Origin of the sequence: Roseibium denhamense, assembly GCF_009711415.1 — a bacterium.
Taxonomy (GTDB): Bacteria; Pseudomonadota; Alphaproteobacteria; order Rhizobiales; family Stappiaceae; genus Roseibium; species Roseibium denhamense.
The window spans coordinates 143,559-170,510 of record NZ_SMLZ01000107.1 but is presented as its reverse complement, the minus strand read 5'-3'; the positions used below and the strand labels follow the sequence as shown (position 1 = coordinate 170,510).

The window sequence follows — 26,952 nt, the reverse complement described above, 5'->3', positions numbered from 1 at the left end:
ACACACACCTGCGCTCGAAGAGCAGGGCACGAGAGCATCTTGACCTTTTGGAGGCGCGTTGCGACCCTTGGAAATTGATTCTTGGACGTTGCACAGCATCGACCGGTTTGGGGTGTTCAAGCGCCCATCCCATAATAAAAAGCAAGAACTTAGCAATGGGCGGGCCCTAGATTATGCCGATCATCATTGAACTGGATGTGATGCTTGCCCGCCGGAAAATGCGGTCCAAGGAGCTCTCTGAGCGGATCGGTATTACCGAGCAGAATGTGTCTTTGCTCAAATCGGGCAAAGTAAAGGGTGTCCGGTTTGAAACGCTAGAAAAGATCTGCGAAGTGCTGGAGTGCCAGCCAGGTGACATCCTGATTTACCAGGAAGACAAGGATTAGTGGCTGCAATCGCGTTACCTAGGGTAACGCCTGAAAATCTTGAAATATTTAAACTTTTCATGATCGGCGAAACATCCGCAAAAGTTTTTGGCCTTATGACTCATTGGTCTTTTTGACAATGAGAGCGCACAAGAAAGCCGAGGCCAGAAGCGATGGCAAAGCCGAGAACACTTTTGGAGGCCCGCCCGGCCCCAGCAAGCCGGACCCGTCTGCGCGAGGGGCTTCTGCTCGACCTGAAGGAAGCGGAACTCACCCAGTGTACTTTATATGATCTGGATGACGGCCTTGTTGGTATTGTGCTGCCCGAAGCCAATACCCCTGTTCCGAACACGCTTTTTGTTCAAGACCCCAAAAGCAAGGTTCAAACGCTCGCGCAGATCAAATGGCGCATGGGACCTCATCTGGGGGCTGCCTACATCGACGATCCTATCTTGTTGGCTGGTGCGAAAAAATTCGGGCCCGACCTCAGCCAAATCCCAAGTATTATCTGAGCATTGCGGATTTAGCAGGTTGTCAGCAGCATAGCTGACACATGAAACTGCTCCCGGCGAGCACAATTGACGTCGACATGCCGGCGTTTGCCAGTGATGGACAGATTTTTCCGGCAGAACCAGCCCCAAGTAAGCTCCAGCAGCTACCTAACTGACAATTAATTCAATGTAATTTTTGTCAGCAAGAGGTGCGCATCAAGATGGTCGAACACGCGCTGGGAGACAAACCCATTCCCGCGAACCGGACGCGGATGAGAGCGGGACGTTTCACTGACCTTCGCGGCACACTCATCACCGAAGCAACGCTCTTTGATTTGCAAAATGGCGACCTGGGGTCCGTGATCCCGGATGAGGACATGACACTGCCGGACCTCTTTCTGGTTTGGGACACCCGGGAGGTCACGGTTACAACGGTTAAAATCTACTGGCGCCAAGGCAACTACTTGGGCCTCAGTTATGCTGAAACGCCGCGCCCCCTCCATCTTGCAACGGACTCTCTGTCTGATCCCGGTGAGCAGGAAATGGAAAGCCCCGCAGCAGAAGCTGTCTGACACCGCCATTTGCGCCAATCTGCAGCGGGACGTGGTCTTTATTCTGCGGCTTCCGCAGGACTGTATCCAAGCTGATCGTTCAACTTCCCGATCAGGCCCACAGCCGCCTCGGCAATTACCGTTCCGGGCGGGAAGATGGCAGCCGCGCCCGACCTGTACAGCTCATCATAGTCCTGTGGCGGAACGACCCCGCCAACCACAATCATGATGTCTTCACGCCCCTCTTCGGCCAAGGCCGCTTTCAGCGCCGGGACTAAGGTCAGGTGCCCGGCAGCCAAAGACGACACGCCAACCACGTGCACGTCGTTCTCCACCGCCTGCCGCGCAGCTTCTTCTGGGGTCTGGAACAACGGACCAATGTCCACGTCAAAGCCGAGATCGGCAAAGGCGGACGCGATCACCTTCTGGCCGCGGTCATGGCCATCCTGACCCATCTTCGCAACCAGAAGACGCGGGCGCCGGCCGTCGTTGTCTTCAAAGGCTTCAACGAGTTTTTGAACCTTTTCGATGGTGCCGGACATTGCGCCAGCCTCCCGCTTGTAAACGCCGGAAATCGATTTGATTTCTGCTTTGTGGCGGTCGAAGACCTTTTCCATCGCGAACGAAATTTCGCCGACGGTCGCCATGGCCCGCGCTGCCTTTACCGACAGATCCAGAAGGTTGCCCTCCCCGGTCTTTGCGCACTGTGTGAGTGCGTCGAGTGCGGCTTGGGTCTCGGGCTCGTTGCGCTCTTCGCGCAGGCGTTTCAGCTTGTCGATCTGGGCTGCCCGCACGGTTGCGTTATCGACTTTCAGAACGTCGATGGCTTGTTCACTGTCCGGCTTGAACTTGTTCACTCCGACAACCGTTTGCGCGCCGCTGTCGATCCGGGCCTGGGTTTTTGCCGCCGCCTCTTCGATCCGGAGCTTCGGAATGCCCTTCTCAATAGCCTTGGCCATACCGCCAAGGTCTTCGACCTCGCGAATGTGGGCCATGGCCTTTTCGGCGAGATCCGCAGTCAGTTTCTCGACATAGAAGGAACCGCCCCAAGGGTCGATGACCTTGGTTGTTCCGCTTTCCTGCTGCAGGAAAAGCTGGGTGTTGCGGGCAATTCGGGCAGAAAAATCGGTAGGCAATGCCAGTGCTTCATCAAGCGCATTCGTGTGTAGGGATTGGGTATGGCCCTGCGTTGCCGCCATGGCTTCAACGCAAGTGCGGATCACGTTGTTGAACACATCCTGCGCAGTCAGCGACCATCCCGAAGTCTGCGAATGCGTGCGCAGCGACAAGGATTTCGGATTTTTGGGCTGGAAATTCTCCTCCATCAGGACGGCCCATATCAACCGGGCAGCGCGCAGCTTGGCGACTTCCATGAAGAAGTTCATGCCGATCGCCCAGAAGAAGGAAAGGCGCGGTGCGAACTGGTCAATATCCATGCCGGCGGCCACACCGGCGCGGGCATATTCAATGCCGTCCGCAATCGTATAAGCAAGCTCCAGATCCGCCGTCGCGCCCGCTTCCTGCATGTGGTAGCCGGAAATCGAAATGGAGTTGAACCGCGGCATGTTCTGCGAGGTGTAGGCGAAGATGTCGGAGATGATCTTCATCGACGACTTCGGAGGATAGATATATGTATTGCGGACCATGAACTCCTTCAGAATGTCATTCTGAATGGTTCCGGAAAGATCCTTCTGATCAACGCCCTGCTCCTCGGCCGCCACAATGTAAAGCGCCAGCACCGGCAAAACGGCACCGTTCATGGTCATGGACACACTCATCTTGTCCAGCGGAATGCCGGAGAAAAGCGTGCGCATGTCATAGATCGAATCGATCGCAACACCGGCCATGCCGACATCACCCGAGACACGCGGATGATCGCTATCATAGCCCCGGTGCGTGGCGAGGTCGAAGGCGACAGACAAGCCCTTTTGCCCAGCAGCAAGGTTCCGCCGGTAAAACGCATTTGAATCCTCAGCCGTCGAAAACCCGGCATATTGGCGTACAGTCCAGGGCTGCTGGACATACATGGTTGGATAGGGCCCCCGCATGAACGGTGGTAGACCGGGCCAGGTGCCGGTGTGTTTCAGATCGGCAACGTCATCCGCTGTATAGACAGGGGCAACGTCAATCCCCTCAGGCGTCGTCCAGGGTGCCTGATCCACTTTACCTGCGGCACCGAGGGCGTCCTGAAAGGGGACCTTGGAGAAATTTGGAACCTTGCTCATGCGTGGTCCTCCAGATCTGCTGCACCTTGCGCGATTTCAACCCCCAACCGGGCATGCGTCTCCCGCAGCAGCGCAAGTATATCACAGCCGGCAAACACAAAGGTCCCAATACCGGCGGCTTTATAAGCTGCCTCTTGCGCGCCCGGCTTGCCCGCCAGGTAGATATGCTCGGCGCCAGCATCCAACAGGGCCTTGGCAGCCTCTTCCGCCTGGCCCTCATAAACAGGATCGGACGAGACGATACAGGCAATGCGTGCGCCGCTGTTTTTGAATGCCTCAATCATGTCGCCAAGTGAGCTGTAAACAGCCGCCTCACTTGCCTTAATACCGCCGGCGGCAAACGCATTGGCGATCCAGGTCGCCCGGGCCGTGAACTGTGCCAAGGAACCAAGGCTTGCAAGAAAGAGAGCGGGCGCCCGGCCCGTCACGCTTTCACGGTCATCCGCCGCATCCCGCAAGGCCTCAAAAGGTTCGGCGTAGCGCCATCCGGTTCCGGCAGGCGTTGCGGTGGAAAGAACTGCCACCGGTTTCTCACCGAGATTTGGAAACTCGCTGACACCCGTCACCGGCCGCTTGCGGCGCGCAATGTCGGTTGCCGTTTTGGTCCGCGTTTCCGCGATTTTTTCATCGATCAGGCCAGCCTTACGAGCCTCGAGCAGCCCCCCAGAGGCTTCAATGGCCTGGAAAAACGCCCAAGCGGACTCACACAACTGATCTGTTCGTGCTTCTATCGCACCAGCCCCTGTGGATGGGTCCATCACCTTGGCAAGACTGCTTTCTTCCAGCAGCATCGACTGCGTGTTGCGTGCAAGACGGCGGGCAAACCCATCCGGCAAGCCGATTGCCTGGGTGTGTGGCAGCACACAGACACCGTCAGCACCGCCAATACCAGCTGCAAAAGAAGCAACCGTATTGCGCAAGAGGTTCACCCACGGGTCCCGGCGGGTCAGCATGCGCTGTGATGTCACCATATGAAGATCGGCAGGGTCTTGCGGCAAACCAGCACCTGCCAGAACCGACGCCCACAGTTTGCGGACTGCGCGGGCCTTGGAAATGGTGCCAAACTGGTCTGCATCGGCAGCAAGGCTAAGTGATATACGGCCAGCCCAGGTTTCAGGCGCCAAGCCAGCCTTTTCCAGCATCCGCAAGTGCGCAACGCCGGAGGCCAAAACAAGTGCAAGCTCCTGCGCCTCGCTGGCGCCGGAATTGTGCCAAAAGGTACCGTCGGCTGTTAGCAACCGCGCCTGAGGACCGATCGCTTCGCACAAGCTGGCCAAAACCTGAGGCATCGTTTCCAGTGTACCCGGGTCATCGCCTTGATTGGGATCATAAGCAGCGGTCACAGTGACCGACGCCGGATCAAGCCCTGCGGTTTCGATGTATTTAAAGAACTGCGAAACCGTATGATGGGTGTTTTTGTCGGAGTTAATGCGCGTTTCGATCAGGTCCGGCTGAACATCCTTGTAAAGGATTGCCCAGTCGGAGGCGCTTTCTAACCGAATGCCGTACCCGGACGCTTCATCTTCGCCGTCTATGACCAGGTCGAGAGCACTGGCTCCTCCGGTCAGATCTTCTAAGATCTGAAGATTGGCGGCTTCCGGGTCCGGCAAATCGATGCGCTGTACGATATGCCAGCCGCCGTGATGCTGACGAAGTGACCGGGCCACCGCGTCGGCACGGCCGGAATAAAGCGGAGCGATCTCAAGACCGTCATCTGTTCGTGTGTAAAGCCGGTCCCGCGCAGCACCTTTAAGTGCAGCGTCAACTGCGGCCCACCAATCCTCATCTTTGGCAGTGTAGAATGTGTCGGGTCCGGTAAAGCTCAACGGCATGGCGATAGTCTCCCTTGCGCATTGTTTTAGTCCGGCCGCTCCGGCCAAAGCAACTTAGCAGATGGAGTAAAGGGCGTCGTAGCGAGTTGGCTGGCCTGCGCGCAGGAACGGCGCCTTCCCGGCAAATGCTCCGATTTGGACCGCCCTACTCGCCTCATGAGCGAACAAAGGGCAGTAATCGTAATTATTACCAATATTCTCAGGGCTTAAGGCGACTGTCGCTCTAAGTGGTCCTTTTGATTTCTTACGGAATTATACGGCTATTTGCCAACATTCTGGCACATTGAGCAAACTTTGCCAGTTTTCCCTATTGGTACCTTCATCAATTGTATTGTAGCTTTATGGAGCTGACGCATGGGAATTTCTACCCTCATAAGAAGTGCGCGGCAATCGGTGTGGGATTGGTTCCAAATTACCAAGACCAACAGCGGATTTAACCCATCAGCGCGGGCTGAAGACCTAACAGTCTGAAGTCTTCGCAAAAATGCGGCGTTTAAGCTGCAAAGGATGTGCACAATGCTTGATCAGACCGAATTGAAGAATAAGCTCAGAGCAATCTCGGAAGCCAATGCCGCCCATCACGTTCTGGATATTTTAGAATCAAACCTTCGGCGGATGGGGGCCACACATATCCTTATCACTGGGTTGCCGATGCCCAATCGCCCCATCGACAACCTTGTTCAGCGGTTCCGCTGGCCCGACCAGCGCAACGATGGCATCGAGAGCACGTCTCTATCGGCCAATGACAGCGCACTTATGCTGGGCCTCGGCTCCAACCGCGCCAGGGTCTGGACAATCACGGCAGGTGACATGGAGCACTCCGACCTGTTGGCATCCGCTGGCGAGGGGAGCCAGATTGTGGTGGTGCCGGTGACCGAACTGTATCCCTTCCAGGCATTCGTATTTGCAAGCGGACCAGCGCTTCAGGTCAACAAGTACGACCTTTCCAACCTGGAATCTTTGGCGGCAGCAGCATTCTCCCGCCTGCGCGATCTCGGAGTTGTATCAGGCCAGCGTCCAGGCGCTCTGTCGACGCGCGAGCGCCGAGTGCTTGAATTGACCGCCTACGGTAAGACGGCCGGTGAAATTGCGGACGTGCTGGATATCTCGCAACGGACTGTCCATGCACATTTGCAAAATGCCAGTGTTAAGCTGAACGCTTCCAACAAAACCCACACCGTCGTGGAGGCTCTCCGTTACGGTCAAATTAGCGTGTAACGCTGGCAGAAGAGTATTTTCCCGATCCGGGGAATTATTTAGGCGCGCTCGCAAGCGCGCCTTTTTTTAATCGAAGGCCAAATCAATAGGTCATCATCGGAGGAAGCTCTTTGGCTTGATCCACCCACTTTGTGACCTGAGTTTCGCTGGGAACCTGGCGAACAAGTTTCTTTTCCTCGTTCACTTCCTTCATCTTTTCCGCAAGGTTTGAAGCATTCCTGTGCTTCAGCTCCTTGACCGTATCCACGCCAGCCGCCTCAAGAAGCTCCGAATACTCTTCCCCCACACCACTGATGCGCATCAAGTCCGCCATGTTGGCCCATTTCAGAATGCGCTTTCCATCAATACCGGTTTTTTCTTCAAGGGCTTTGCGCCCCTTCGGATCCTTTGCCTGCTCAAGATACGCCTCAGTCGTCTTAATGCCGATTTCGCCAAGTTTCTCAGCGTAAGCTGGACCAATTCCCTCGATCTCATCAATAGCGTAAGACATGCGCAGCGAACTCCCGTATTGTCCGGAACCCAAACCCTGGGGCACTCAGATGATCTGGCTCAGGCCCGGAATCTGTGAAACAACATCATCAACAACTTCGTCCCCCGCTTTTTCCTTAGCATAGGAAATCAGTTCTTTGACCACACTTTGAATTTCGCCCATGTCCAACCCAACACCCTTGAGTTCATTCAAGGTTGCCATGGCCCCCATCATGCCGCCCATCATGTTTCCAAGACCGCCCAGAAGACCGCCGCCGGACTTTGCCTGCTCGCGGGCCTCCACGAGGGCCTGCGCGCCCGGCAGAGCGTCGAAAATCTGCTGCATCTTTTCTTCACCACCCTCCTTTTTGAGAAACTCCAGGATGATGGCGATGGCCTGTTCAGCGGTATCGGCGGCAATATCGGCTTTCGCTGAAATCCGGTTTGTCAATTCTTCCATTGTGAACTCCAAATGAGGAAGCCGGCAGCAGCCAGCGCAATCAGACTGGCCATTTCATATGCGGCTGCCGCCGATCCGTCGATGGTCTATTTGGCCAAGGCGCGCATTTTCGGCAGGGCTGCGTTAAGCTGCGGCCCGGACATGGGATTCGGGGGATGAAGTGACGGCAGATAACAGCATTTTTATCGGCAAAAGCGGAAAAGACGAAAGTCTGATGCTGAAGCTGGCGAACAGGCATGGACTGATTGCCGGGGCCACCGGAACGGGAAAGACGGTCTCCCTTCAAATCCTTGCGGAGGGCTTCTCGAAAGCGGGTGTCCCGGTGTTTTGTGCCGATATCAAGGGGGACCTGTCCGGTCTGGGGGCTGCCGGATCGCATAAGGATTTTCTTGAAGAAAGAGCGAAAGAAGTCGGGATCTCGAAAACATATGAGTATGAAGCATTCCCGATAGCGTTCTGGGATCTTCTCGGAGAGCAAGGACATCCGATCAGAACGACCCTGTCCGAAATAGGCCCCCTTCTCCTCGCCCGTCTGCTTGAGCTTAACGACACCCAAGAGGGTGTTTTGAACGTCCTTTTTGAGCTCGCGGATGACGAAGGCTTGCTGCTGCTCGATTTCAAGGACCTCAGGGCCATGCTGAGCCATGTCGCGGAACGGTCTTCGGAGCTGTCGACGGTCTATGGAAATGTCTCCAAGGCCTCCATTGGCGCCATACAAAGACGTCTTCTCGTTCTTGAAAGACAGGGCGGTGAGCAGTTCTTCGGCGAACCAGCGCTCGATATCCGCGATTTTATGCGCACGGCTCCGGACGGCCGCGGTATGGTCAATATTCTGGCTGCCGACAAGCTCATGACCTCGCCGCGGCTATACGCGGTGTTTCTGCTATGGCTTCTGTCAGAGCTGTTCGAAGAATTGCCGGAAGTGGGGGACCCCGACAAACCCAAGCTGGTGTTCTTCTTCGATGAAGCACATCTTTTGTTTTCCGATGCCCCCAAAGCCCTGGTCGAAAAGATCGAGCAGGTCGTCCGGTTGATCCGGTCGAAGGGTGTCGGCGTTTACTTCGTCACACAAAACCCTCTGGACGTCCCCGAAACGGTCCTGTCCCAGCTTGGCAACCGCATCCAGCACGCGCTCAGAGCCTTTACCCCAAGAGACCAGAAGGCTGTCAGGGCCGCTGCCGAGACGTTCAGGCCAAATCCGGATCTCGACACGGAGCGAACGATCACGGAACTTGGAGTGGGCGAAGCGCTGGTCTCGACGCTGGAGGGCAAGGGCATTCCTTCGGTTGTCCAGCGCACCTTGATCCGCCCGCCCTGTTCGCGGCTTGGCCCCATCAACCAGTCCGAACGGCGCAGCATTATCCAGTCGAGTGCGATTTTTGGAACTTATGAACGCGCCAAGGACAGGACATCTGCCTATGAAATCCTGATGAACCGGGCTGCCGAAACCCAGAGGCTCGAGCAAAAACACCGGGACAAGGAAGACCGATACGCAGACAAGCACGGGGAGCCAAGGAAGGGCCGCTCCGGTTTCCAGCTTCCGGATTTTGGACGGGACGACCGGTCCCGCCGGGACAGCCGCGAACGCCGGTCCCGGCGCCGCAGCCAAAGGGACACGGTCTTGGAAGCTGGCTTGAAATCGGCCGCCAGAAGTCTTGGAACCTCTCTTGGACGGGCACTTGTCCGCGGGCTGATGGGATCTTTGAAGCGCGGAAACTAGGGTCAGGCCCTATTAAGTTAGGTGAAATGGTAGAGATGAATTTGTTCGGATACGAGGAGCAAAGCTGCAGAAAACCTTCTGGTTTTCGAAGTTTTGCAACACTGTTGCCGGGCAAATTCACTCTATCGCGAAGGGACGCAAAAACGACTTTGATCTGCTGCGTCAAACCGCTCAGACGGGCAACCAGCCCGCCTTGCGCGTTCTTCCTTGCTGCTCTTGGCCGTTTATTGCGCCATTTCATCAAATTTAATAGGTCCTGACCCTAGAGCCTCTCCCGGTTTCAAATGACGAGCAATGCTTCCGCGCTAGGAAAAGTCCCGAAGGAAATCCAAATTTGAAGACCACACGAGATCAGCTGGCAGGACTTCCGGCGGCATTCAGTTTGAGGTGACTGGCGGCGCAATGACCGACACCCCGGCTTTGAACATTGAAAAACGCGCGCTGAACGCCGGAAAATGGGCCAATCTGGTGATGGCTGTTGCCGGCTTCCTGACGGCCTGGCTGTCACGTTCGGATGCCATGCTGGTAGACGGTCTATATTCGGCCGTGAATTTTATTTCGGCGATCGCCGCAGCCCGGATCGGTGCGCGTGTCGGATTGCCTCCAACCCGCAGCCGGCCTTGGGGGCATGACTTTGACGAGGTGCTGTATGTCACCTTCCGCAGTCTGATCCTGATCGGCGTTCTGATCTTCGCCGCCATCATTGCGGGCAGCAAGATCTGGACATTTGCGGCCGGCGGCGAAGTGCCGGAACTGGTTTTCGGCCCGATTGCTGTCTATGCAGTCACTATTATCATCATTTGTCTGGCGCTGGCCTTCAACTACCATCGCGCCTACCGCAAATCAGGCAAGCGAAGCGCCGTTTTGAAAATGGAAGCGCGCGCCGCCCTGATTGATGGCGCCTTGAGCCTGGGGTCAGGTGCCGCGCTCCTGTCGCTCCCCTTTCTGACCGGCACGCCGCTCGGGCCATTTGTTCCCATCGGCGACGCTGTGATTGTTCTGGTCCTGATTCTCGCCATCATCTGGCAGCCGCTGGGATCGTTCCGCAGCACGCTTGCCGATCTTGCGGGCGTCAGCGCCCCTGGCACAACGGTCGGAAAAGCTTCGCGGATCGCACGCAAACTTGCGAAGGAAAACGGGTACAAGTTTCATCGCGCAGCCGTGCTTCAGGCCGGCCGCATGCATTTCGCGGCAGTTTACATTAATCCCCAAAAGCCCGTCACAGCCGCTGAGATGGACCGGTTTCAAGACCTTTTGTCCGCCCGCCTCGAAGATGTAATCGGGCCGACCCGGGTTGAAGTGATGATTACCGCAAGAGACGCGCTGGCGCCCCCCGCTGCCACCGAAACAAACACCGGCGTTTCATAGAACCTGCAAAAACACTGGCCTTTCGGCATGTCTTGCGAATTGGTTCCAGCCCACCGATGGCAAATTGAACCAAAACAAATTGCACTCAACTGAATCTTGTGGCCTTTTAAGCGCTTCTGACGGGAAGCGGCTGCACCCTCCCGACCACCCCAATCACGTTTCAAGGATCCGTTATGAGTTCCATCGAAAAGGTCTTGTCACGCATTGATTCCAATCTCGATGACAGCCTGGGCCGGTTGTTTGACCTATTGAAAATCAAGAGCATCTCAACCGATCCGGCATTCAAGGCACCCTGCCGGGAGGCCGCCGAGTGGCTGGCGAAAGAACTGACGGCAATCGGCATCGAAGCCAGTGTCCGAGACACATCCGGGCACCCAATGGTTGTCGGTCATCGCAAGTCCGGAAAGCCCGGACCTCATGTTCTCTTCTATGGCCACTATGACGTACAGCCGGTCGACCCACTGGAACTTTGGCACCAGGATCCATTCGAGCCGAGCCTGAAGACCAAGGAAGACGGCACCAAGATCATCGTTGCGCGCGGAGCTGCGGACGACAAAGGCCAGCTCATGACCTTTGTAGAGGCGGCCCGGGCCTTCATCGAAGAAACCGGCGACCTTCCAATCGATGTCTCCATCCTGTTTGAGGGCGAGGAAGAATCCGGTTCCCCGTCCCTTCACCCATTCCTGGAAGCCAACAAGGAAGAGCTCTCCTGCGACTTGGCCCTCGTGTGTGACACCGGCATGTGGGATCCGGAAACGCCTGCGATATCCGTCATGCTGCGCGGCATGGTCGGCGATGAAATCATCGTAAAGGCAGCGAGCCGGGACCTTCACTCCGGATCCTATGGCGGATCCGCACAGAACCCGAACCACATCGTTGCCTCGATCATCGCTGGCCTTCATGACGAGAACGGCAAGATCACCCTGCCCGGCTTCTATGACGGTGTGATCGAGGTTCCGGAAGACGTTATGGCCATGTGGAATACGCTTGGCTTTTCCGTCGAGGAGTTTCTTGGCGAAGTCGGATTGAAGTATCCGCGCGGCGAAAACGACCGGACCCCGCTTGAGCATCTTTGGACGCGCCCGACCGTGGAAGTGAACGGCATGTGGGGCGGCTATCAGGGCGCTGGCAGCAAAACCGTCATTCCGGCAGAAGCCCATGCGAAGTTCACCTTCCGCCTTGTTGGAGATCAGGATCCGGACAAGATCCAGGAGGCTTTCCGGAACTATGTAAAATCGAAGATCCCTGAAGATTGCTCGGTTGAATTCATCGCAAAGGAGGGCAGTCCTGCCCTGCGTCTGGACTTTGCAATGCCCGTTCTAGAGAAGGGCAAAACAGCGCTGAAAGCCGAATGGGGCAAGGATGCTGCGCTGGTCGGCATGGGCGGATCGATCCCGATTGTCGGAGACTTCAAGCGGATGCTTGGAATGGATTCCATGATGATCGGGTTTGGGCTTGAAGACGACCAAATCCACTCCCCCAACGAAAAGTACAACCTGACCAGTTTTCACAAAGGCATCCGCTCGTGGGCGCGTGTACTGGATGAATTGGCGAAATAGAACGCCCCAGGCCCGGACTGCATAACCGCAAACCGGGCCGACCATTCATCGGGTCTTTTACGGAGAAGTTCATGAAATCCGTCTGTGTGTTTTGTGGCTCCAGTTTCGGAACCAAGCCTCATTATGAAGCCGCCGCCCGGGAGACCGGTGCAAGAATTGCGTCCGCTGGCTACCGGCTCGTCTATGGCGGCGCCAATGTCGGCCTGATGGGGGCGGTCGCGGACAGCGCGCTGGCGGCAGGCGGAGAGGTTATCGGTGTCCTCCCGAAAGCCCTTGAGGAAAAAGAAATTGCACATACCGGTTTGACCGAGCTCCATCTCGTTGGCTCCATGCACGAGCGCAAAGCAATGATGGCGGACTTGTCGGACGCTTTCATTGCACTTCCCGGAGGTGTTGGAACACTCGAGGAAATCTTTGAAATATGGACATGGGGGCAACTCGGGTATCATCAAAAACCGTGCGGCTTTCTGAACATCACCGGGTACTACGATCAGCTTATCGCCTTTCTGGACACACAGACATCGGAAGGGTTCACAAAACCGGAGATGCGGGCAATGGCGCAGATCGCCGGAACACCGGAAGAGCTGCTCGAAAAGTTCATCGCGTATACGCCGCCTTCAACACCCAAATGGATCAAGAAGAACGAGACGTGAGTCCCGTGAGCTTAATGACAAAGCTCCAGACAACCGCGGTCATCCCGGTCAAGCGCAGCACGAACCGGGATCGAAGAGCCACAAAACTAAAAATGATGTGATAATTACACTAGTCTTCCGAGGTCCACCGATCCCGGATCGCAGCGATGCTGCGTCCGGGAAGACGAACGGAGAGTTTGTCAGCAGTCTGACGAGACGTGAGTCCCGTATGTGCTGCAAACCCAGCACGCCGCTGCGGAAGGGGTTCACACCTGTTCACAAGCTCTGTGCACACCCTTTGCAGGGGCATCGATAATTGGTAAATCAACCGAGCAACATGCCGTTGAGCATGCCCGGAAATCATCAATAATGTGTCGTACATGCGTTTGAAATATTTGGCGTTTTCTCTTCTGACGGCGGCAATCGCCTCTGCCTGTTCACCAAGTGCTGATCTTGAGCGGAGTCCGGCCTCTGCGCAGCTTGCGCGAACCTCCAACGTCACTCTGGTCCACATCACCGAAGATCAGGTCGGCGGCATTACCAACGACACCCAATACGGTCAGAAGGCCATCGAATCCGCCTTGCCCGGCTTCACCACAGAGGGCATTCAGACCGCGGTTGAAGACAATACTGAATGGGCGCTCGCAGCCTTCAACACAGACGGCTTTCAGGTCCTGCAGGTCTTCAAGGGAAATGATGGAAAAGTACGGACGGTCCACGGGGTCACGCACCATCTCCAAGGACCGAATGGCGAGCGGATCGGCATGACATTTGCCGAAATAGGTTCAGCCCGGGCCAATTGCCGGGTGGGCCGGAACTTGTGGCGCGGTATGGCGATTTGCCAGTCCCAAGGGCATCCGAATGTGGAACTTGTGTACGCCATTCCCGGTTACCAGGGCCCGTTTGATCGCTTGCCGGTCGCGCAGGAACTCTTCGATGCGGAATTGCAGCGTATCCTCTGGACACCGAAATCCTGACGAAGCCGCTGCACCGTCCCCTTAAATCTGGGCCGGTGCACGCACGTCGACGGATCCGACCGGCCGCCAGATATTGCGCTGGTTGAACTTTGCTTCGGCAAAATCGGCCAGTGACATGAAAAGGGGCATTTCACGCCCTTTCACAAAGGGCAGCGATTTCACATCCAGACCGGTCCAAGGCAGGAACGGATTCCGGCGCATATGCCAGTGAATTTCAGAACGGACGGTTGGTTTTGCTGAAGGGGTCCGCCCGTGAAAGGCGAAGGTGTCGGCCACGATCAACGTATTTTCCGGAACGGCCATCTTCACCGGTTGCGGCAGACCAAGACCGGACAATTCCTCTCTTCTTATCCGGAATGAGCCGCTGGCATGGTGCGAGCGCGGGTCACTCGCGGCAGTCAGAGAGCATTCATATTCCCAGTTCAAGCGCTCGGGCGTCAGCTTGTGTGACCCGGGCACAAAGAAAAACGGTCCATCCTCCTCGCCAACATCCTGCAAGAAGAGCCATGCCTTGGATGTGGCATGAAACGTGTCTGCATGGGCATCCGACTGGGGATCTTTTTTCTGAATTTTCTGGGGTTCTGCGAGAACCGTTTGAATGAAGCTGACTGGGTTCCCCCCTCTGGAGGACGCATACCGGATCATGGCGAGAGCCCCCGGATCTTGGACGGCCTGTTGAAGCGCGGCGTTCTGCTTGAGCACGGCGGGCGGCAGGAGCGTCATACGGGTGACTGTCTGGCCCTGGCGCATTTCCCGTGTTTCAAACGGCTGGCCGAACACCTCGTCTTTCAGCTGGCCATAAACCGCATCCGGAAGAAAATTCTTTATCAGAAAGTATCCGTTTTCATCAAAGAAGGCCTTGTCGGCCGGATCAAGATAACGGCCCAGCTGCTGGCGCCGCCAAGCGGCCATGGCCGCCGCTGTTTTGACCCGGTGTTTGTGAAGCCCCCATGTATTCAGTGTCTTGCTGCCAAGAATCGGATTTTTGCGCGGTGACTTGTCGGTTCCGGCGAGGCCGAGAACCCACAGAGGCGCTTTGAGATAGGAAACGGGAGACATAAACAATCCAGAACAGCTGATTTAATACCTGAACTCTGGCCCGATCTTATCCGGTTTGCCGGTGCAACTAAAGCGGCATTCGGGCGCAACTCCCCTTGTCTAAACGTTGACCGTGACCTTTGCCGAATCCTGAAGTAAGCCTGTCGGTATGACCACGCCGAAACCACGCCATGACCCCGTCCAACTCTATACTGATCTGACGACGGGAAACCGGGCGGCCCTTGCCCGCGCCATAACGCTGGTGGAATCCAAAAAGCCTGAGCACCGGGCCCTGGCCCGCAGCCTTGTCCAGGAGGTTTTGCCCCTCACCGGTCAGGCGATTCGTATCGGGATCACCGGCGTTCCCGGGGTGGGAAAGTCGACCACCATCGACACTTTGGGATCGAACCTGACAGCCGCTGGCCACAAGGTGGCGGTGTTGGCGGTGGATCCATCATCCACCCGCACGGGCGGCTCCATACTGGGCGACAAGACGCGGATGGCACGTCTTGCCATCGACAAGAATGCCTTCATCCGTCCCTCCCCATCTGCCGGCACACTTGGCGGCGTTGCGGCCAAGACACGGGAAACCATGCTTCTGTGCGAGGCGGCCGGGTTCGATGTGATCCTGGTTGAGACCGTAGGAATCGGCCAATCCGAGACGACCGTTGCTGACATGGTCGATTTTTTCCTTGTGCTCATGCTGCCCGGCGCTGGCGATGAATTGCAGGGCATCAAGAAAGGTGTGCTGGAGATCGCCGACATGATCGCCGTGAATAAGGCCGATGGCGACGGCGCCGTCCGGGCCCGCTCTGCAGCATCCGATTATCGCGCCGCTCTTCATATCCTCGCGCCCAAAAGCCCAACGTGGTCGCCGCCGGTCATCACCGTGTCTGGACTTGCCAATGAAGGACTCGATACCCTTTGGCAACAGGTGGACACCTACCGGTCACGCATGGAGGCAACGGGCGAATGGCAGGAAAAACGCAGCAGCCAGCAAGTTGCCTGGATGTGGGACTTGCTGCAGCAAAGGCTCATGCACGAACTCAAGAACAGTTCTGCGACCGCCGACAGGCTAAAAACATTGGAAAGCAGTGTCCGTAACGGCTCAACGGCCGTCTCCGTGGCTGTAGATGAACTGACCACCTTGATGGGGTTGAATGGATGACCGGACAACGCGCTGAAAAGACAGTTCTGGTCACCGGGTTCGGCCCTTTTCCCGGAGCACCTGTCAACCCGACGCAGCTGCTTATGAAACGGCTTCCGAAACGCCTTGGTGTGCATCAGCATGGCGTTGCCTATCACTTTGACGTTTTGCCAACGACCTGGGAGGCCCGCTCAAGGGTGACGGATACGCTGCGCCGTGAAGTCCGGCCCGATGCTATTGTTCATTTCGGCGTCGATGGCACACGCAAAAGCATCAACATTGAAAACCGTGCGGTCAACAAGGCCATTCAGGTCAGGCTAGACAGTTCAGGCCAAGGGCCTGGATATCCGGAACTCGACCCCAGCGGCGAACGTTCACGCACCGCGACCTTACCAGCCAGACATCTGGTAACCGCGGCCCGTCAGTCAGGTGCGGCAACCAATGTATCGCAGAACGCGGGGACCTATCTTTGCAACGCCACACTGTGGGACTCCATCGGCTCCGGAATTCCGAGCATTTTCGTCCATGTCCCTCCGCTGCCCCGGACGAAACAAGATCCGCGCCCGTCGCTTGCCATGGTTGAAAACGCTGCGGTTAGTCTGCTGCGGGAGCTGGCGCGCAGTTTGCGGTAATACCGGCAATCAGATTGTCGGCCTGTGCGACACAATCCCGCGCCATCCGGCCCGCGAGCCCAGCGCGGCCCAAGACCCGCATGCCGAAATACAGCGCAAGCAGAGCCCGCGCTGTTTCTCCGGCGCGAGCGCTCTCACAATCTGATTGGGGCAGGTCATCCTCCAGGGCCTTTTGAAAGGCCGCCTCCAGCCGATAGGCCATTGCCTGCAGCCGGTGTTCGATCTCCCCGCCCTGCGCGGCCTTGCCTGCCATGGCGTTACACAAAAAGCAGCCAAGCCGGTCGCCGTCTGCCTCGGCCATGTCAGCGATTTTAGTCAAAAGGCTGAGGATCCGGTCACGGCCGGAACCATTTTCGGGGTTGCCCAGAAAGGCTACTGTCGAAGACACAACCTGCCGGTCATAGCGGTCCAGCGTTGCAAAATAGACTGCCTTTTTGTCTTTGAACGCCTTATAGAACGATCCCCTCGTTATCCTCATCGCCTTCAGGAGCCGGGCAAGAGACGCTTCTTCATAACCGAGATCCCAGAACAGGCCCATGGCCCGGTCCAGTGCTGCTTCGGTTTCGAATTCTCTTGGTCTTGCCATCGGCGCGATCAGTCTCCTCTGTCTTCCGACCAAACATCGGCACCTTTCCGGCGGTTTGCAACCATGATGAGGAGCAGAGGCTGCATTCCCATTCATGCTGAGAGTGCATGGTCTCACGATCTCACAAACCACTCACCGCTTCGTGCTTTGCAGATGATCAACCGGGTACCCACTTCTGGGACAGCCGGACAGGGCATATTTTTTTGGCAAATTCGGAACCATTTGGTTCCTTATTTTCCAAACGACAACTCTTGCCGGTTACCCAGTCTTTCTTTGGAGTTCAAAAAAACATGTTTGCTAATCTGATCCGCGGCACTGTTGCTGCAGCTGTTGTTGCCGGCACGCTCGTATCCAGCGCCTTCGCTGCAGGTGTTGATGTCAACGCAACAGTCACGGGCCTTGCCCTGCGCGGCGTTGATCCGGTATCCTATTTCACCAACGGCGCACCGGAGGACGGGGATTTTTCCATCACATCAGTCCACAATGGTGCAACCTACCGGTTCACCTCAGAGGATAACAAAGATCTTTTTGAGCAGAACCCGGAAAAATATCTGCCGCAATATGGCGGGTTTTGTGCATTTGGCACTGCAATGGGTGTGAAGGTCGATGGCGATCCGGATCTTTGGAAAATCGTGGACGGCAAGCTCTACCTGAACCTTTCTGAAAGCATCCAGGAGCGTTGGAAAAAGGACACGGCAGGGTTCATTGCTAAGGGTGATGACCAGTGGACTGAAATCGAAAACGTCGATCCGTCGGAGCTGTAAGATACTACACGAAACCTTGCGACAGGCGGAGATGGCTTCATCTCCGCCTTCCTTTATTTACCGTCGACGATCCGGCCAACTCGCCTTTTTCAGCTTAGCCATGACGCCGTGCGGCTCAGTTCGTCGGCATGCTCATGACGAAAGTGCCGGAGCGCCATGAACAGGTCTTTTGCGTGGGCTCGGTCGCCGCGATCAAGAGCATCACGAATGTCGTCCTCGATCATGCGCACAATCTTGTCGGCCCCTTTCGGCTGATGCAGGAGATAGGCGCCCAGGGCCGCGGCTGCGATTTCGCTGATATGCTCATGTTCGGCAAGCGCAAGGATTTCTGCCTCCTCGAGGCCGGACATGCCGAAGCAGTCTTGAATGGTAATCATCGCTGGATCCTCCACCCATTACAGGCATAGACTATCAAAGTGCACCAAGTGCGTCAAAACTGCCATAGTCAACAAAACTCGGCACGCCGCTTGCTGTTGTGAACTCCGAAACAAGCCGATTTTCCGTTTTGGAGCAGTTCCGTGCCAAAAGACGCCAGAATTTGTCCTGAGCCCGCCCTGACCAGCAGACGGGCGTTTCTCGCTGGCACAGCTTTGTGCCTTTCCGGGACAGCTGCCATGGCTCAAATGAAGATTGCGGACTTGCGCGGCTCAATTGATTCCGCAGAACTGGGCCTGCTGCCCAATGCAGGCAGCGATCAGACCGCGCAATTTCAAAACGCGGTCAATCGCGCCGTTGAGCGTGGGCGCGCTCTGTTTTTGCCCGCCGGAACCTATCCCGTTGCCAATCTCAGGCTTCCCTCAGGCACATTGATCGTGGGTGTGCCGGGCCGGACCCGCCTTGTCTATGAGGGCGGCGGCGGCCAGCTGATCCGCGCGGAAGGTGTGAACAATATCGGCCTCAACGGTGTGACGTTTGACGGCGCGAACCGGTCCATCGGCGATTTTACCGAGGGGCTGCTCCACTTCATCGGCGTTCGCGATCTTGTCCTTGAAAACTGTGAGATCGCCGGCTCAGCCAAAAGCGGGCTTGTCCTTGACCGCTGCTCCGGCCGCGTGACGGAATGCCGTATTTCCGGCGCGGCAGAGACCGCCTTGTGGTCAAATGAGGCAACTGGCCTGTCGATTACCGGAAACACCGTCACGGACTGCGCAAATGGGGGCATCTGGATCTACCGCTGGCGGGAAGGCGAAGACGGTACAATCGTCTCTGGCAACCGGATCGAGCGGATCGGTGCGCGTTTCGGCGGAACGGGTCAATATGGCAACGGAATCAATGTATTTCGGGCAGACGGTGTCATTGTCTCCAACAACCGTGTTGCCGACTGTGCATTTTCCGCCATCCGCTCAAATGCCGGATCAAATGTCCAGATCATCGGCAATTCCTGTTTGAGATCCGGCGAGACCGCGATTTATTCGGAGTTCGGATTCCAGGGCGCCGTTATTTCCAACAACCTGGTCGATGGCGGAACGATTGGCATTTCCATCGCCAACTTCGTCGACGACGGCAGATTGGCCGTTTGTAACGGGAACCTCATTCGCAACATCAAGGACGAGGGTCCCTATCCCCCCGAAGTTGCCGGATTCGGAATTGGTATTGCGGCCGAGGCAGACACCAGCCTGACCGGCAACGTGATTGAAGGTGCTCCCAAATTCGGCCTCATGCTTGGATGGGGGCCCTACATGCGCAACATTGTCGCCTCGCAAAATGTCGTCCGCGATTGCGGGAACGGGATTGCTGTTTCTGTTGTGGACGGTACCGGCAGCGCCGTCATTTCAAACAATGTGGTGCAAGGCTCGAAACGGGGCGCCATTAACGGCTTCCGGTGGCTGGAAAAGGCAACGGACGAATTAAACGGCCAATCCGGCTATCCGAACCTTACCGTCACCGGCAACCAGGTCAGCGCTTGAGCATTGCGCACCGGCCAGCCTGTCACCCAAGACTGAAACGCAGCGACAGGCAGCTCAATCCGCCATCAACCTTGCGCGCTTCATGGGTTGGCACGACCTTTGTCGCGAACCCAGCGGATTTGATGGCCTCGAGCGTTTTGGGATAGCCCTCGGGTACCAGAACGACATCGTTCACTCGGATGACATTAGCCGCATAGTCTTCAACTTCCGGCACAATCACCACTTTGCGATCGCCGAAAAACCCGCTTTCTGCCATCACCTTCGTCGCAAGAATGACACCCTCTCCAAGGGTCGAACAGGCCGTCTTGAAATGAAGGACGCCCGCCGGTGTCTCGCACACCTCGGCCTTATACCCCCACTCCTTCAGGACGGCGGCAAAGGCCTCTGCCCCGGCCCTGTCTGTGCGCTCTGACAACCCGATGAGGATGACATCATCGAGCGTGAGAACATCACCGCCATCCACGTGGCCGCCTTCCGGCAAATCCACAACCGTGCTGAACCTTGCCTCAAGGGCAGCACGGATTTCGCGGCCCTCGCCTTCCCGGCTTTGGGTTCCCGGGCGCAGTTGAATTGCGCCTTCAGGCAAGCAAAAGGCAGGGTCCTCGACGAAGCAACTGTCCGGATAGGCCTCAAGGCTGGGAAGAACATCGACGGTCATCCCCGCCTCTTGCAATGCCTTGATGTAAAGCTCATGTTCGCGGCGGAACGCCGCCCCATCGGGATTGCCCGTGTCGACCGCCCGAAGTCCGTTGGCTACGCTGTCAGCCGGCGTGCGGGTGATGGCATGGGTGAAGCGATAAGAAAGACCGGAACGCGGTGCCATGAATGAGACTCCAATGAAAACTGTACGCGCCGACACAGACATTCGCCAGGCAACTTTGCAAGATGCAGGCGCTATCAAACAGTGTATTGAAGCTGCCTATGCACCAGTAAAACAACGCATTTCCGATTTACCGGACGTTTCTTCCGGCATCAAAGAGGACATAGCCCGGAACACTGTTTTGGTCGCATGCTCCGGCACCAGCATTCAAGGCTGTATCATTTGCGGGCTGGACGGGACAGCCAAAGGCCACATCATGAATCTCGCCGTTGATCCCGTCTTTGCAGGCCGCGGTATCGGCAAGCAGCTGATTAAGGCGGCCGAGGCCCGGCTCACAGAGAACGGCGCACGGTCCATAGACCTTGCCACACATGTGGGGATGCCGGAAAACGTTGACCTTTACAGTCGGCTTGGCTGGACAGAAACATCACGTCAGGACAACAAGGTCACAATGACAAAGCCTGTTTCGGCTTCTAGCCTTTCAAAACGCGATTAAGGCAAAGCGGATTTCAACGCTGCCAAAAACTCCTGGCGCGGGCGGATGCAACCAGCTTGCATCCCCCTGCGGGTCAGGATTGGCGGATTGACCAAACCGTCCAGCAGCCGGGCCTCGTCATCATTCAGCTCCAGCATCACCTCGAGAATTGTCGCCATCATGACATCGGAGGCCCGTGTCGCGCCGTCATCACACTTCAAGGCGATGCCAAATCCCAGCTCCGGGATGGACGCACAAAAAACACCTTCAGCACCTGTTTTGACAAAGACCCTGCCGCGGAAACCTTCCATAACCGTCGTGCATAGCCGCCCCGCGCCCGCGACCATGTACGGATCGTTGATGCAGGCATCGAAAATCCGTTCGCACGCCTCGGCCCGCAGCCGCTCCAGTCCCTCCCCGGTTCCGAAAGCGGCAAATGCCTTTGCAAAATTCTTGAGCGGGGCCGCATAAGTGGGAATGGAACAGCCATCGACCCCGCACGCGTCTTCGGACATCACGGCGCCGGTCATCTGCTCGACAGCCGCGCGGATTTCCTGCTGGACCGGATGCGCGCCGTCCACATATCCCTTGGTCTGAACGCCCATGACCTTGGCAAGCCCGAGGAACGCCGCGTGTTTGCCGGAGCAATTGTTGTGAAGGCCGCAGGGCGTCTCATCTTCAAGAATGAGCTTTGCCGCGTCCTCCATACGCTGCGGCCATTGCGGACCGCATTCAAGGTCGTCTTCGGTCAAACCGGCCTTCAAAAGCACGACGCGCGCGGCGTTGGCATGAACCTCTTCGCCATTGTGAGACGCGCAAGCCAAAGCAACCTCGGCATCAGTCAGGTCTAGTGCATCAGCAGCGCCTGATTCCACGACGGGCAAGGCCTGCAAAGCCTTGATCGCGGACCGCGGAAACACCGGTGCATCCACATCACCAATGGACCAAACCGTTTTGCCGGAAGAATCGACGATCGCAATGCTGCCACGGTGAAGGCTCTCGGTAACGTTGCCTCGGATAACTTCCACTAGGGCAGGATTGCTCATGAAGGGTCTCTTTGAATCGTAAAAGGTAGCGTCAGCCTATGCGGATTCGGCATGTGCCGCAGTCAAAAAGGCGCCCAACCTGGTTAGAGCCTCATCGATGACCTCATTACGCTTGCAAAAGCAAAAGCGCACATAACCGGTCGGCGCGTCACTGCCGTAAAAGGCGGAAACCGGCACGGCCGCGACCCCGGCGTCCCGGACCAAGGTTTCGCAAGCTTCAACATCGGTCGCGCCGAGCCCAAGCCCGTCGATCCCGCAGGTTAGAAAATAGGTCGCCGAACACGGAAGAACGTTAAAGCCGAGAGCCTGAAGCCCGGCGGCCATGCGGTCACGCTTTTGCATCAGCTCATCTGCCAGCCCAGCGTAATACGCGTCCTCCTTGCGCAATCCGTAGGCAACCGCCTTTTGAAGGTTCGGCGGGGTTGTAAAAGTCACCCACTGATGGGCTTTGGAAACCGCATCCAGCATCGTTTCGGGCCCGGTGATGTAGCCAACCTTCCAGCCGGTGAGTGAAAAAGTCTTGCCGGCGGAACCGATCCGCAGCGTCCGCTCCCGCATGCCCTCAAACGCCATTAGAGGGGTGTGCCGGTGCCCATCAAACACAAGATGCTCGTAGACCTCGTCGCAAATCGCATAGGCATCATGCGCCCTGCAGAGCTCAGCGATGAGACCGAGTTCGGCATCTGAAAATACCTTCGCGGTCGGGTTCATCGGATTGTTGAGCAGGATCGCTTTGGTCTTCGATGAGAATGCTGCCCGCAATGCGGCCTCATCAAGCTGCCAGTCCGGCGGCGTGACCCGCACAGTAACCGGCACCCCTCCAGCCTGTTTGACCAAAGGAAGATAGCAATCGTACAGCGGCTCGATCAGGACCACTTCGTCGCCAGGCTCGACCAGTGCGAAAAGACTGTCGGCAAGCGCCTCGGTCGCCCCAGACGTAATCAGAACATTCCGGTTGGGATCAATATCCAGGCCGTAAAACCGCTTATTGGCTTCGGCAACGGCAGCACGGAGGTCCGGTAAACCCAGCATCGGCGGGTACTGGTTCGGCCCCTCCATCAGGGCATCAGCCGCGACTTGCCTGATATCCTCCGGACCATCAACATCCGGAAATCCCTGGCCCAAATTGACAGCGCCATGTGCCATGGCAAGGCGCGACATCGTCTCAAACACGGTTGTGTTGATACCGGTGAATACCGGATTGGTCGGCTTCATAAGTCCTCCCGAGCGCTCTTTTCGGCGGTTCAATCAGCTTTTCTAATCTCCCGGCGTTTAGCCGTCGAGTGTTTTTGCCAAACCATGGCCGGATTAACCGGAACCGCAAGTATACAGCTCCAATCGTCATCGCTCTGTTGTTTGACTCACCTATCGGAAGACACTCTGATAAGGTCTTGACGCAGCTTTCGGGAGACGTGTGATGCTCGGTGTAATTATCGGCCTTGTGGCGATCGTAATAGGAGCCGGAGCTTTTCTTCGCGGCGGCACACCGGCAGCGGGGCCACGCATTGTCCGGATCCTCGGTGGGCGCCTTGTCGGATCTGTCCTGATCGCCATCGGCGGCTTTATGCTGCTGTCGACATCTTTCGTGCTGGTCGATGCCAATAGCGTTGGCCACCTGAAGCGCATCTATGCCTTCAACGAGCTCCCGGAAGGCCGCATTATCGCTTTGGAAGGCGAAAAAGGGCCGCAAGCGGAAATCCTCGGCCCAGGCTTTCATTTCATTCCGCTGGTCCGAGTCCTTTATGACTTTGAGGAATGGGAGGTCGTAACCATTCCGGAAGGCTATTATGGCCAGCTCACCGCCCTTGACGGCAGTGCCATGCCATCAGGCATGTTCATGGCCCCTGCGATCCCGGACGCAGAAGTGGGCGAGATGCTGAAAGCAGAAAGTTTCCTGACCCTAAGCGGTCTCCGCGGGCCACAAGAAACCGTTTTGAAGCCGGGTCAGTACCGCCTGAACCGCTATCTGTTCGATGTGCGCCTGGATGAAAACACAGCAGCGACCATTATCCCGGCCGGTCATGTCGGCGTAGTCAAATCGAATGTGAGCCAGCCCGGTATCAACTGCGTGGAGGAGGAAGTCTCTGCCTCCACCGCCTCGCGCGAGGCGCTCACCGTTCCGCTGGTTCCGCGGGGCTGCGTCGGCATTTGGAAAGACCCTCTGTTCCCCGGCGCCTACTACCTGAACCGCCAGGCATATGAAGTGACATTGGTCGATACACGGGTTCAAACCTGGGAATACAAGGGCGGCTATACAAAGCGGATTATCGACCTGTCCGTCGACCAGCAAGGCAACATCCAGCAAAACGAGCGTTCGGTGCAGGAAGGCGTGCCGGAGGATGCCGCAGACCGCGCCGTCTTCGTCAAGGTTGAAGGCTGGGATATTCCGTTGGAGCTGCGCGCACTCGTCCAGGTCGATCCCGACAATGCACCGGTAGTTGTCGGATCTGTCGGCGGTCTGGGCGAAATCGAAAACAGGATCCTGACGCCGGCCATACGGTCGATTGTGAGGAACGTCGCCGGGGCCTCCATCCGCGTTCAGGACAAGAACCCGGACGGGACTTTGGCCGATCCCCCAAGTTTCACTGTGCGCCCAACCCGTGTGCTCGATTTGATCGAAAACCGCGACGCCCTCGAACAGACCATCGAGCAGCAGATCAAGGTGGAGGGCAACAAGGCCGGTGTCGACATCCGCGAAATACGCCTGGGCGAACCGGCAATCCCGCCGGAACTGCTTGTGTCCCGCCTGCGGGTTCAACTGGCCGACCAGTTATCAACCGCATACGAGCGGGAAACGGATGCGCAGCAAAAGCGGATAGAAACAGAACAAGCCCGGTCGACAGCCGATGAGCAGCCGCGCCTCGTTGAAGCACAGATCGCTGTTCAAGTGGCCAACCAGCGGGAACAGGAGCGGGCAGCGCTTGGCCGGGCGGAGCGGCAGTATCTGGAGGAGCTGGCACGCGGCCAGCGTGCCCAGGTAGATGTTCTCGGACAGGACCGCGTGGCACTTCTTCAAGCGCTTGAAAAGCTGCTGACATCTTTGGAGCGTAAACCGGAACTGGTCGGCTTGGTGGGCAAACTCGTTCCCAACACGGTTGTCGGAGGAGACGGCGCCGGCCTTGCAGGCGCTGCGGCCCTTCTGGGCGCCAGCATTGGCGGGCAGTCTCCAGCGGCGGGTGCCATTCGGCCGCAGGGTCAGTGACGACCGGGGATGTCCGGTATCGACAAACTCGGCACCGCCCCTATTCTCGAGAAGGCAAGCACCTGATCGATCATTGGAAACGGAGGCCATTTGCCAGAGGTCACGCAGTTTGAAGCCGATGCCAGCCGGTCCCGCCGGGACGACACCAATGACCATGAGCTATCCCGTCTTGAAACGGCGGAACGCGCGGGCCTGAAACTCGCCATTCTCTGCCGGACGGCTGTGATTGGAGTGACTGCAGCCTACTGGATTACCGCGAATTTTTTGATTGGCGCAGCCGTATCATCCGCTGCGGCCGGTATTTTGACGGGTCTGACCCTCTATGGCGTGGCGACCTATTTTTTAATCGGTACCCGGCTCGACAGATGGTGGTTGAAGTACACGATCTACACCATTGATATTCTTGCCGTATGTGCCGCGTTCGCACTTGTGCCTTTGCGCCAGGGTCAGGACATTCCGCAAATCATGGCATTCCGGGCCTATGGCATTCACCTCCTGTTTCCGCTCATCGCAATGGCCTGTCTCTCCTTGTCCTGGCGGCTGGTCCTGTGGAGCGGATGTGTTGCCGTCTTTGGCTGGTTCACAGCCTACTGGTGGGTGCTTCAGGATATGCCGCGCCGCCTGGAATGGCGGGATTTTCCAGACAATCCGACCACGGCCGATTACGAAACCCTGTTCTTGTCCGTGGAGTTTGCCGGAACAGGCAACCGGGTTGGGGAAGCTGGAATGGCTTTCCTGGCCTCAGCCATTCTGGCGCTTGCGGTTTACAGGGCGCGGCAGGTCTTCTTCTCGCAGTTACGCGCAGAACAAGCCCGCCAGGATGAACAAGCTGCCCGTGAGCGGGCGACAAGCATCTTGGGAAAATACGTTCCCGAAGCCGTTGCACTGCGCCTTGTAAACGACACGCAAGCAATGGGCCCGCAAGGAGTGCATGGCGTCGTGCTGATCGCGGATATCGCCGGATTCTCGGACTACGCCGCCGGGAAACCGCCAACTGAAGTCATCAGCCGCCTGAACCGTTTCCTGGACCTGGCAGCCAGCAGTGTGTCCGCATGCAACGGTGTTGTCATCCTCTTCACCGGGGATGGATTGCTGGCAACGTTCAACACACCGATATCAATTGATGAGCCGGAAACAGCCGCGCTTCAGTGCGCCCGCGACCTTGTCGGTCACGCCCGTGCGGAAGGCTTTTCTTTAAGGGTAGGCCTGGCCGGTGGGCCACTGGCCGCTGGCAGCGTCGGATCATCGGACCGCCAGGCCTTTACCGTCTATGGCGAGACGGTAAACCGGGCTGCCCGGCTCGAGGCGCTGGGAAAGACACTTGGTGCATCAATCATCGCAGATGAAGCTGTGATGAACAAAGCAACAGCCCCTGAGCTTGAAGCTGCCGGAAGCCATCCGTTGAAGGGCCTCCCAGGCAGCTGGCCTGTTTGGGCATTACGAAACGCTGAACGGCGGTAACTTGTGTT

The 26,952-nt window shown here is 57.1% G+C and carries 26 protein-coding genes; 16 read left to right on the top strand and 10 right to left on the bottom strand.

What is annotated here, in order from left to right; genetic code table 11:
* Positions 1-173 precede the first annotated feature (173 nt).
* From E1180_RS11265 to E1180_RS11255, 3 genes are all read left to right on the top strand, one after another.
* Positions 174-386 carry a helix-turn-helix domain-containing protein gene (locus E1180_RS11265; protein WP_155191270.1) on the top strand — a complete coding sequence of 71 codons (213 nt, stop codon included), beginning with the start codon at positions 174-176 and terminating at the stop codon, positions 384-386.
* Positions 387-538: 152 nt separating this feature from the next.
* On the top strand, positions 539-877 hold the full coding sequence (locus E1180_RS11260; RefSeq protein ID WP_155191269.1) for a hypothetical protein: 339 nt from the start codon (positions 539-541) through the stop codon (positions 875-877).
* A 200-nt stretch (positions 878-1,077) separates the two neighbouring features.
* On the top strand, positions 1,078-1,428 hold the full coding sequence (locus E1180_RS11255) for a hypothetical protein (protein WP_155191268.1): 351 nt from the start codon (positions 1,078-1,080) through the stop codon (positions 1,426-1,428).
* Positions 1,429-1,466: 38 nt separating this feature from the next.
* On the opposite strand, the gene scpA is transcribed toward E1180_RS11255, so the two are convergent.
* Positions 1,467-3,632, bottom strand: coding sequence for a methylmalonyl-CoA mutase (gene scpA / locus E1180_RS11250; RefSeq protein WP_155191267.1), 2,166 nt, complete (start codon positions 3,630-3,632; stop codon positions 1,467-1,469).
* Positions 3,629-5,464, bottom strand: coding sequence for a methylmalonyl-CoA mutase family protein (locus tag E1180_RS11245; protein ID WP_155191266.1), 1,836 nt, complete (start codon positions 5,462-5,464; stop codon positions 3,629-3,631). Before E1180_RS11245 ends, scpA begins: the two co-directional genes overlap by 4 nt.
* Positions 5,465-5,980: 516 nt before the next feature.
* On the opposite strand from E1180_RS11245, the gene E1180_RS22455 reads away from it, so the two are divergent.
* Positions 5,981-6,682, top strand: coding sequence for a helix-turn-helix transcriptional regulator (locus E1180_RS22455; RefSeq protein ID WP_155191265.1), 702 nt, complete (start codon positions 5,981-5,983; stop codon positions 6,680-6,682).
* An 82-nt stretch (positions 6,683-6,764) separates the two neighbouring features.
* Here E1180_RS22455 and E1180_RS11235 read toward each other — a convergent pair whose 3' ends face one another.
* Positions 6,765-7,172 (bottom strand): DUF4332 domain-containing protein, encoded by a 408-nt coding sequence (locus tag E1180_RS11235; protein ID WP_155191264.1) that lies wholly within the window; start codon positions 7,170-7,172, stop codon positions 6,765-6,767.
* A gap of 45 nt (positions 7,173-7,217) precedes the next feature.
* A complete protein-coding gene (locus E1180_RS11230) occupies positions 7,218-7,610 on the bottom strand; it encodes a DUF2780 domain-containing protein (protein ID WP_155191263.1) in 393 nt (130 codons plus the stop codon).
* A gap of 160 nt (positions 7,611-7,770) precedes the next feature.
* Here E1180_RS11230 and E1180_RS11225 point away from each other — a divergent pair, with 160 nt between their 5' ends.
* The 5 genes from E1180_RS11225 (at position 7,771) to E1180_RS11205 (ending at position 13,866) form a co-directional block, all read left to right on the top strand.
* Positions 7,771-9,330 (top strand): helicase HerA-like domain-containing protein, encoded by a 1,560-nt coding sequence (locus tag E1180_RS11225; RefSeq protein WP_283404350.1) that lies wholly within the window; start codon positions 7,771-7,773, stop codon positions 9,328-9,330.
* A gap of 402 nt (positions 9,331-9,732) precedes the next feature.
* Complete coding sequence (locus E1180_RS11220) at positions 9,733-10,698, top strand: cation transporter (protein WP_155191262.1); 966 nt, start codon at positions 9,733-9,735, stop codon at positions 10,696-10,698.
* A gap of 173 nt (positions 10,699-10,871) precedes the next feature.
* Positions 10,872-12,257, top strand: coding sequence for a dipeptidase (locus tag E1180_RS11215; RefSeq protein WP_155191261.1), 1,386 nt, complete (start codon positions 10,872-10,874; stop codon positions 12,255-12,257).
* Between the two features lie 71 nt (positions 12,258-12,328).
* Positions 12,329-12,910 carry an LOG family protein gene (locus E1180_RS11210; protein WP_155191260.1) on the top strand — a complete coding sequence of 194 codons (582 nt, stop codon included), beginning with the start codon at positions 12,329-12,331 and terminating at the stop codon, positions 12,908-12,910.
* Positions 12,911-13,269: 359 nt separating this feature from the next.
* Positions 13,270-13,866, top strand: coding sequence for a DUF1131 family protein (locus E1180_RS11205; RefSeq protein ID WP_155191259.1), 597 nt, complete (start codon positions 13,270-13,272; stop codon positions 13,864-13,866).
* 21 nt (positions 13,867-13,887) lie between these two features.
* On the opposite strand, the gene E1180_RS11200 is transcribed toward E1180_RS11205, so the two are convergent.
* Positions 13,888-14,925, bottom strand: a complete 1,038-nt coding sequence (locus tag E1180_RS11200; protein WP_155191258.1) for a phytanoyl-CoA dioxygenase family protein — start codon at positions 14,923-14,925, stop codon at positions 13,888-13,890.
* A gap of 148 nt (positions 14,926-15,073) precedes the next feature.
* On the opposite strand from E1180_RS11200, the gene meaB reads away from it, so the two are divergent.
* On the top strand, positions 15,074-16,072 hold the full coding sequence (meaB, locus tag E1180_RS11195) for a methylmalonyl Co-A mutase-associated GTPase MeaB (RefSeq protein ID WP_155191257.1): 999 nt from the start codon (positions 15,074-15,076) through the stop codon (positions 16,070-16,072).
* A complete protein-coding gene (locus E1180_RS11190) occupies positions 16,069-16,683 on the top strand; it encodes a pyroglutamyl-peptidase I (protein WP_155191256.1) in 615 nt (204 codons plus the stop codon). Before meaB ends, E1180_RS11190 begins: the two co-directional genes overlap by 4 nt.
* Here the strand turns inward: E1180_RS11190 and E1180_RS11185 are convergent.
* Complete coding sequence (locus E1180_RS11185; protein ID WP_155191255.1) at positions 16,646-17,269, bottom strand: TetR/AcrR family transcriptional regulator; 624 nt, start codon at positions 17,267-17,269, stop codon at positions 16,646-16,648. The genes E1180_RS11190 and E1180_RS11185 overlap by 38 nt on opposite strands.
* Before the next feature lie 290 nt (positions 17,270-17,559).
* Between E1180_RS11185 and E1180_RS11180 the strand changes: the two genes are divergently transcribed.
* Complete coding sequence (locus E1180_RS11180; RefSeq protein WP_155191254.1) at positions 17,560-18,033, top strand: YHS domain-containing (seleno)protein; 474 nt, start codon at positions 17,560-17,562, stop codon at positions 18,031-18,033.
* A gap of 89 nt (positions 18,034-18,122) precedes the next feature.
* On the opposite strand, the gene E1180_RS11175 is transcribed toward E1180_RS11180, so the two are convergent.
* A complete protein-coding gene (locus tag E1180_RS11175) occupies positions 18,123-18,410 on the bottom strand; it encodes a hypothetical protein (protein WP_155191253.1) in 288 nt (95 codons plus the stop codon).
* A 177-nt stretch (positions 18,411-18,587) separates the two neighbouring features.
* Between E1180_RS11175 and E1180_RS11170 the strand changes: the two genes are divergently transcribed.
* Positions 18,588-19,940 (top strand): TIGR03808 family TAT-translocated repetitive protein, encoded by a 1,353-nt coding sequence (locus E1180_RS11170; RefSeq protein WP_155191312.1) that lies wholly within the window; start codon positions 18,588-18,590, stop codon positions 19,938-19,940.
* A 22-nt stretch (positions 19,941-19,962) separates the two neighbouring features.
* On the opposite strand, the gene E1180_RS11165 is transcribed toward E1180_RS11170, so the two are convergent.
* The gene (locus E1180_RS11165; RefSeq protein WP_155191252.1) at positions 19,963-20,763 is read right to left on the bottom strand and encodes a dimethylarginine dimethylaminohydrolase family protein; all 801 of its coding nucleotides are present in this window, start codon (positions 20,761-20,763) and stop codon (positions 19,963-19,965) included.
* 13 nt (positions 20,764-20,776) lie between these two features.
* On the opposite strand from E1180_RS11165, the gene E1180_RS11160 reads away from it, so the two are divergent.
* A complete protein-coding gene (locus tag E1180_RS11160; protein WP_208997078.1) occupies positions 20,777-21,256 on the top strand; it encodes a GNAT family N-acetyltransferase in 480 nt (159 codons plus the stop codon).
* Here the strand turns inward: E1180_RS11160 and E1180_RS11155 are convergent.
* Together E1180_RS11155 and E1180_RS11150 are read right to left on the bottom strand one after the other, a co-directional pair.
* Complete coding sequence (locus E1180_RS11155; protein WP_155191251.1) at positions 21,253-22,281, bottom strand: asparaginase; 1,029 nt, start codon at positions 22,279-22,281, stop codon at positions 21,253-21,255. The genes E1180_RS11160 and E1180_RS11155 overlap by 4 nt on opposite strands.
* A gap of 36 nt (positions 22,282-22,317) precedes the next feature.
* Complete coding sequence (locus E1180_RS11150) at positions 22,318-23,496, bottom strand: aminotransferase (RefSeq protein ID WP_155191250.1); 1,179 nt, start codon at positions 23,494-23,496, stop codon at positions 22,318-22,320.
* 202 nt (positions 23,497-23,698) lie between these two features.
* On the opposite strand from E1180_RS11150, the gene E1180_RS11145 reads away from it, so the two are divergent.
* Positions 23,699-25,483, top strand: coding sequence for an SPFH domain-containing protein (locus E1180_RS11145; RefSeq protein WP_155191249.1), 1,785 nt, complete (start codon positions 23,699-23,701; stop codon positions 25,481-25,483).
* 90 nt (positions 25,484-25,573) lie between these two features.
* The gene (locus E1180_RS11140; protein WP_155191248.1) at positions 25,574-26,944 is read left to right on the top strand and encodes an adenylate/guanylate cyclase domain-containing protein; all 1,371 of its coding nucleotides are present in this window, start codon (positions 25,574-25,576) and stop codon (positions 26,942-26,944) included.
* Positions 26,945-26,952 lie beyond the last annotated feature (8 nt).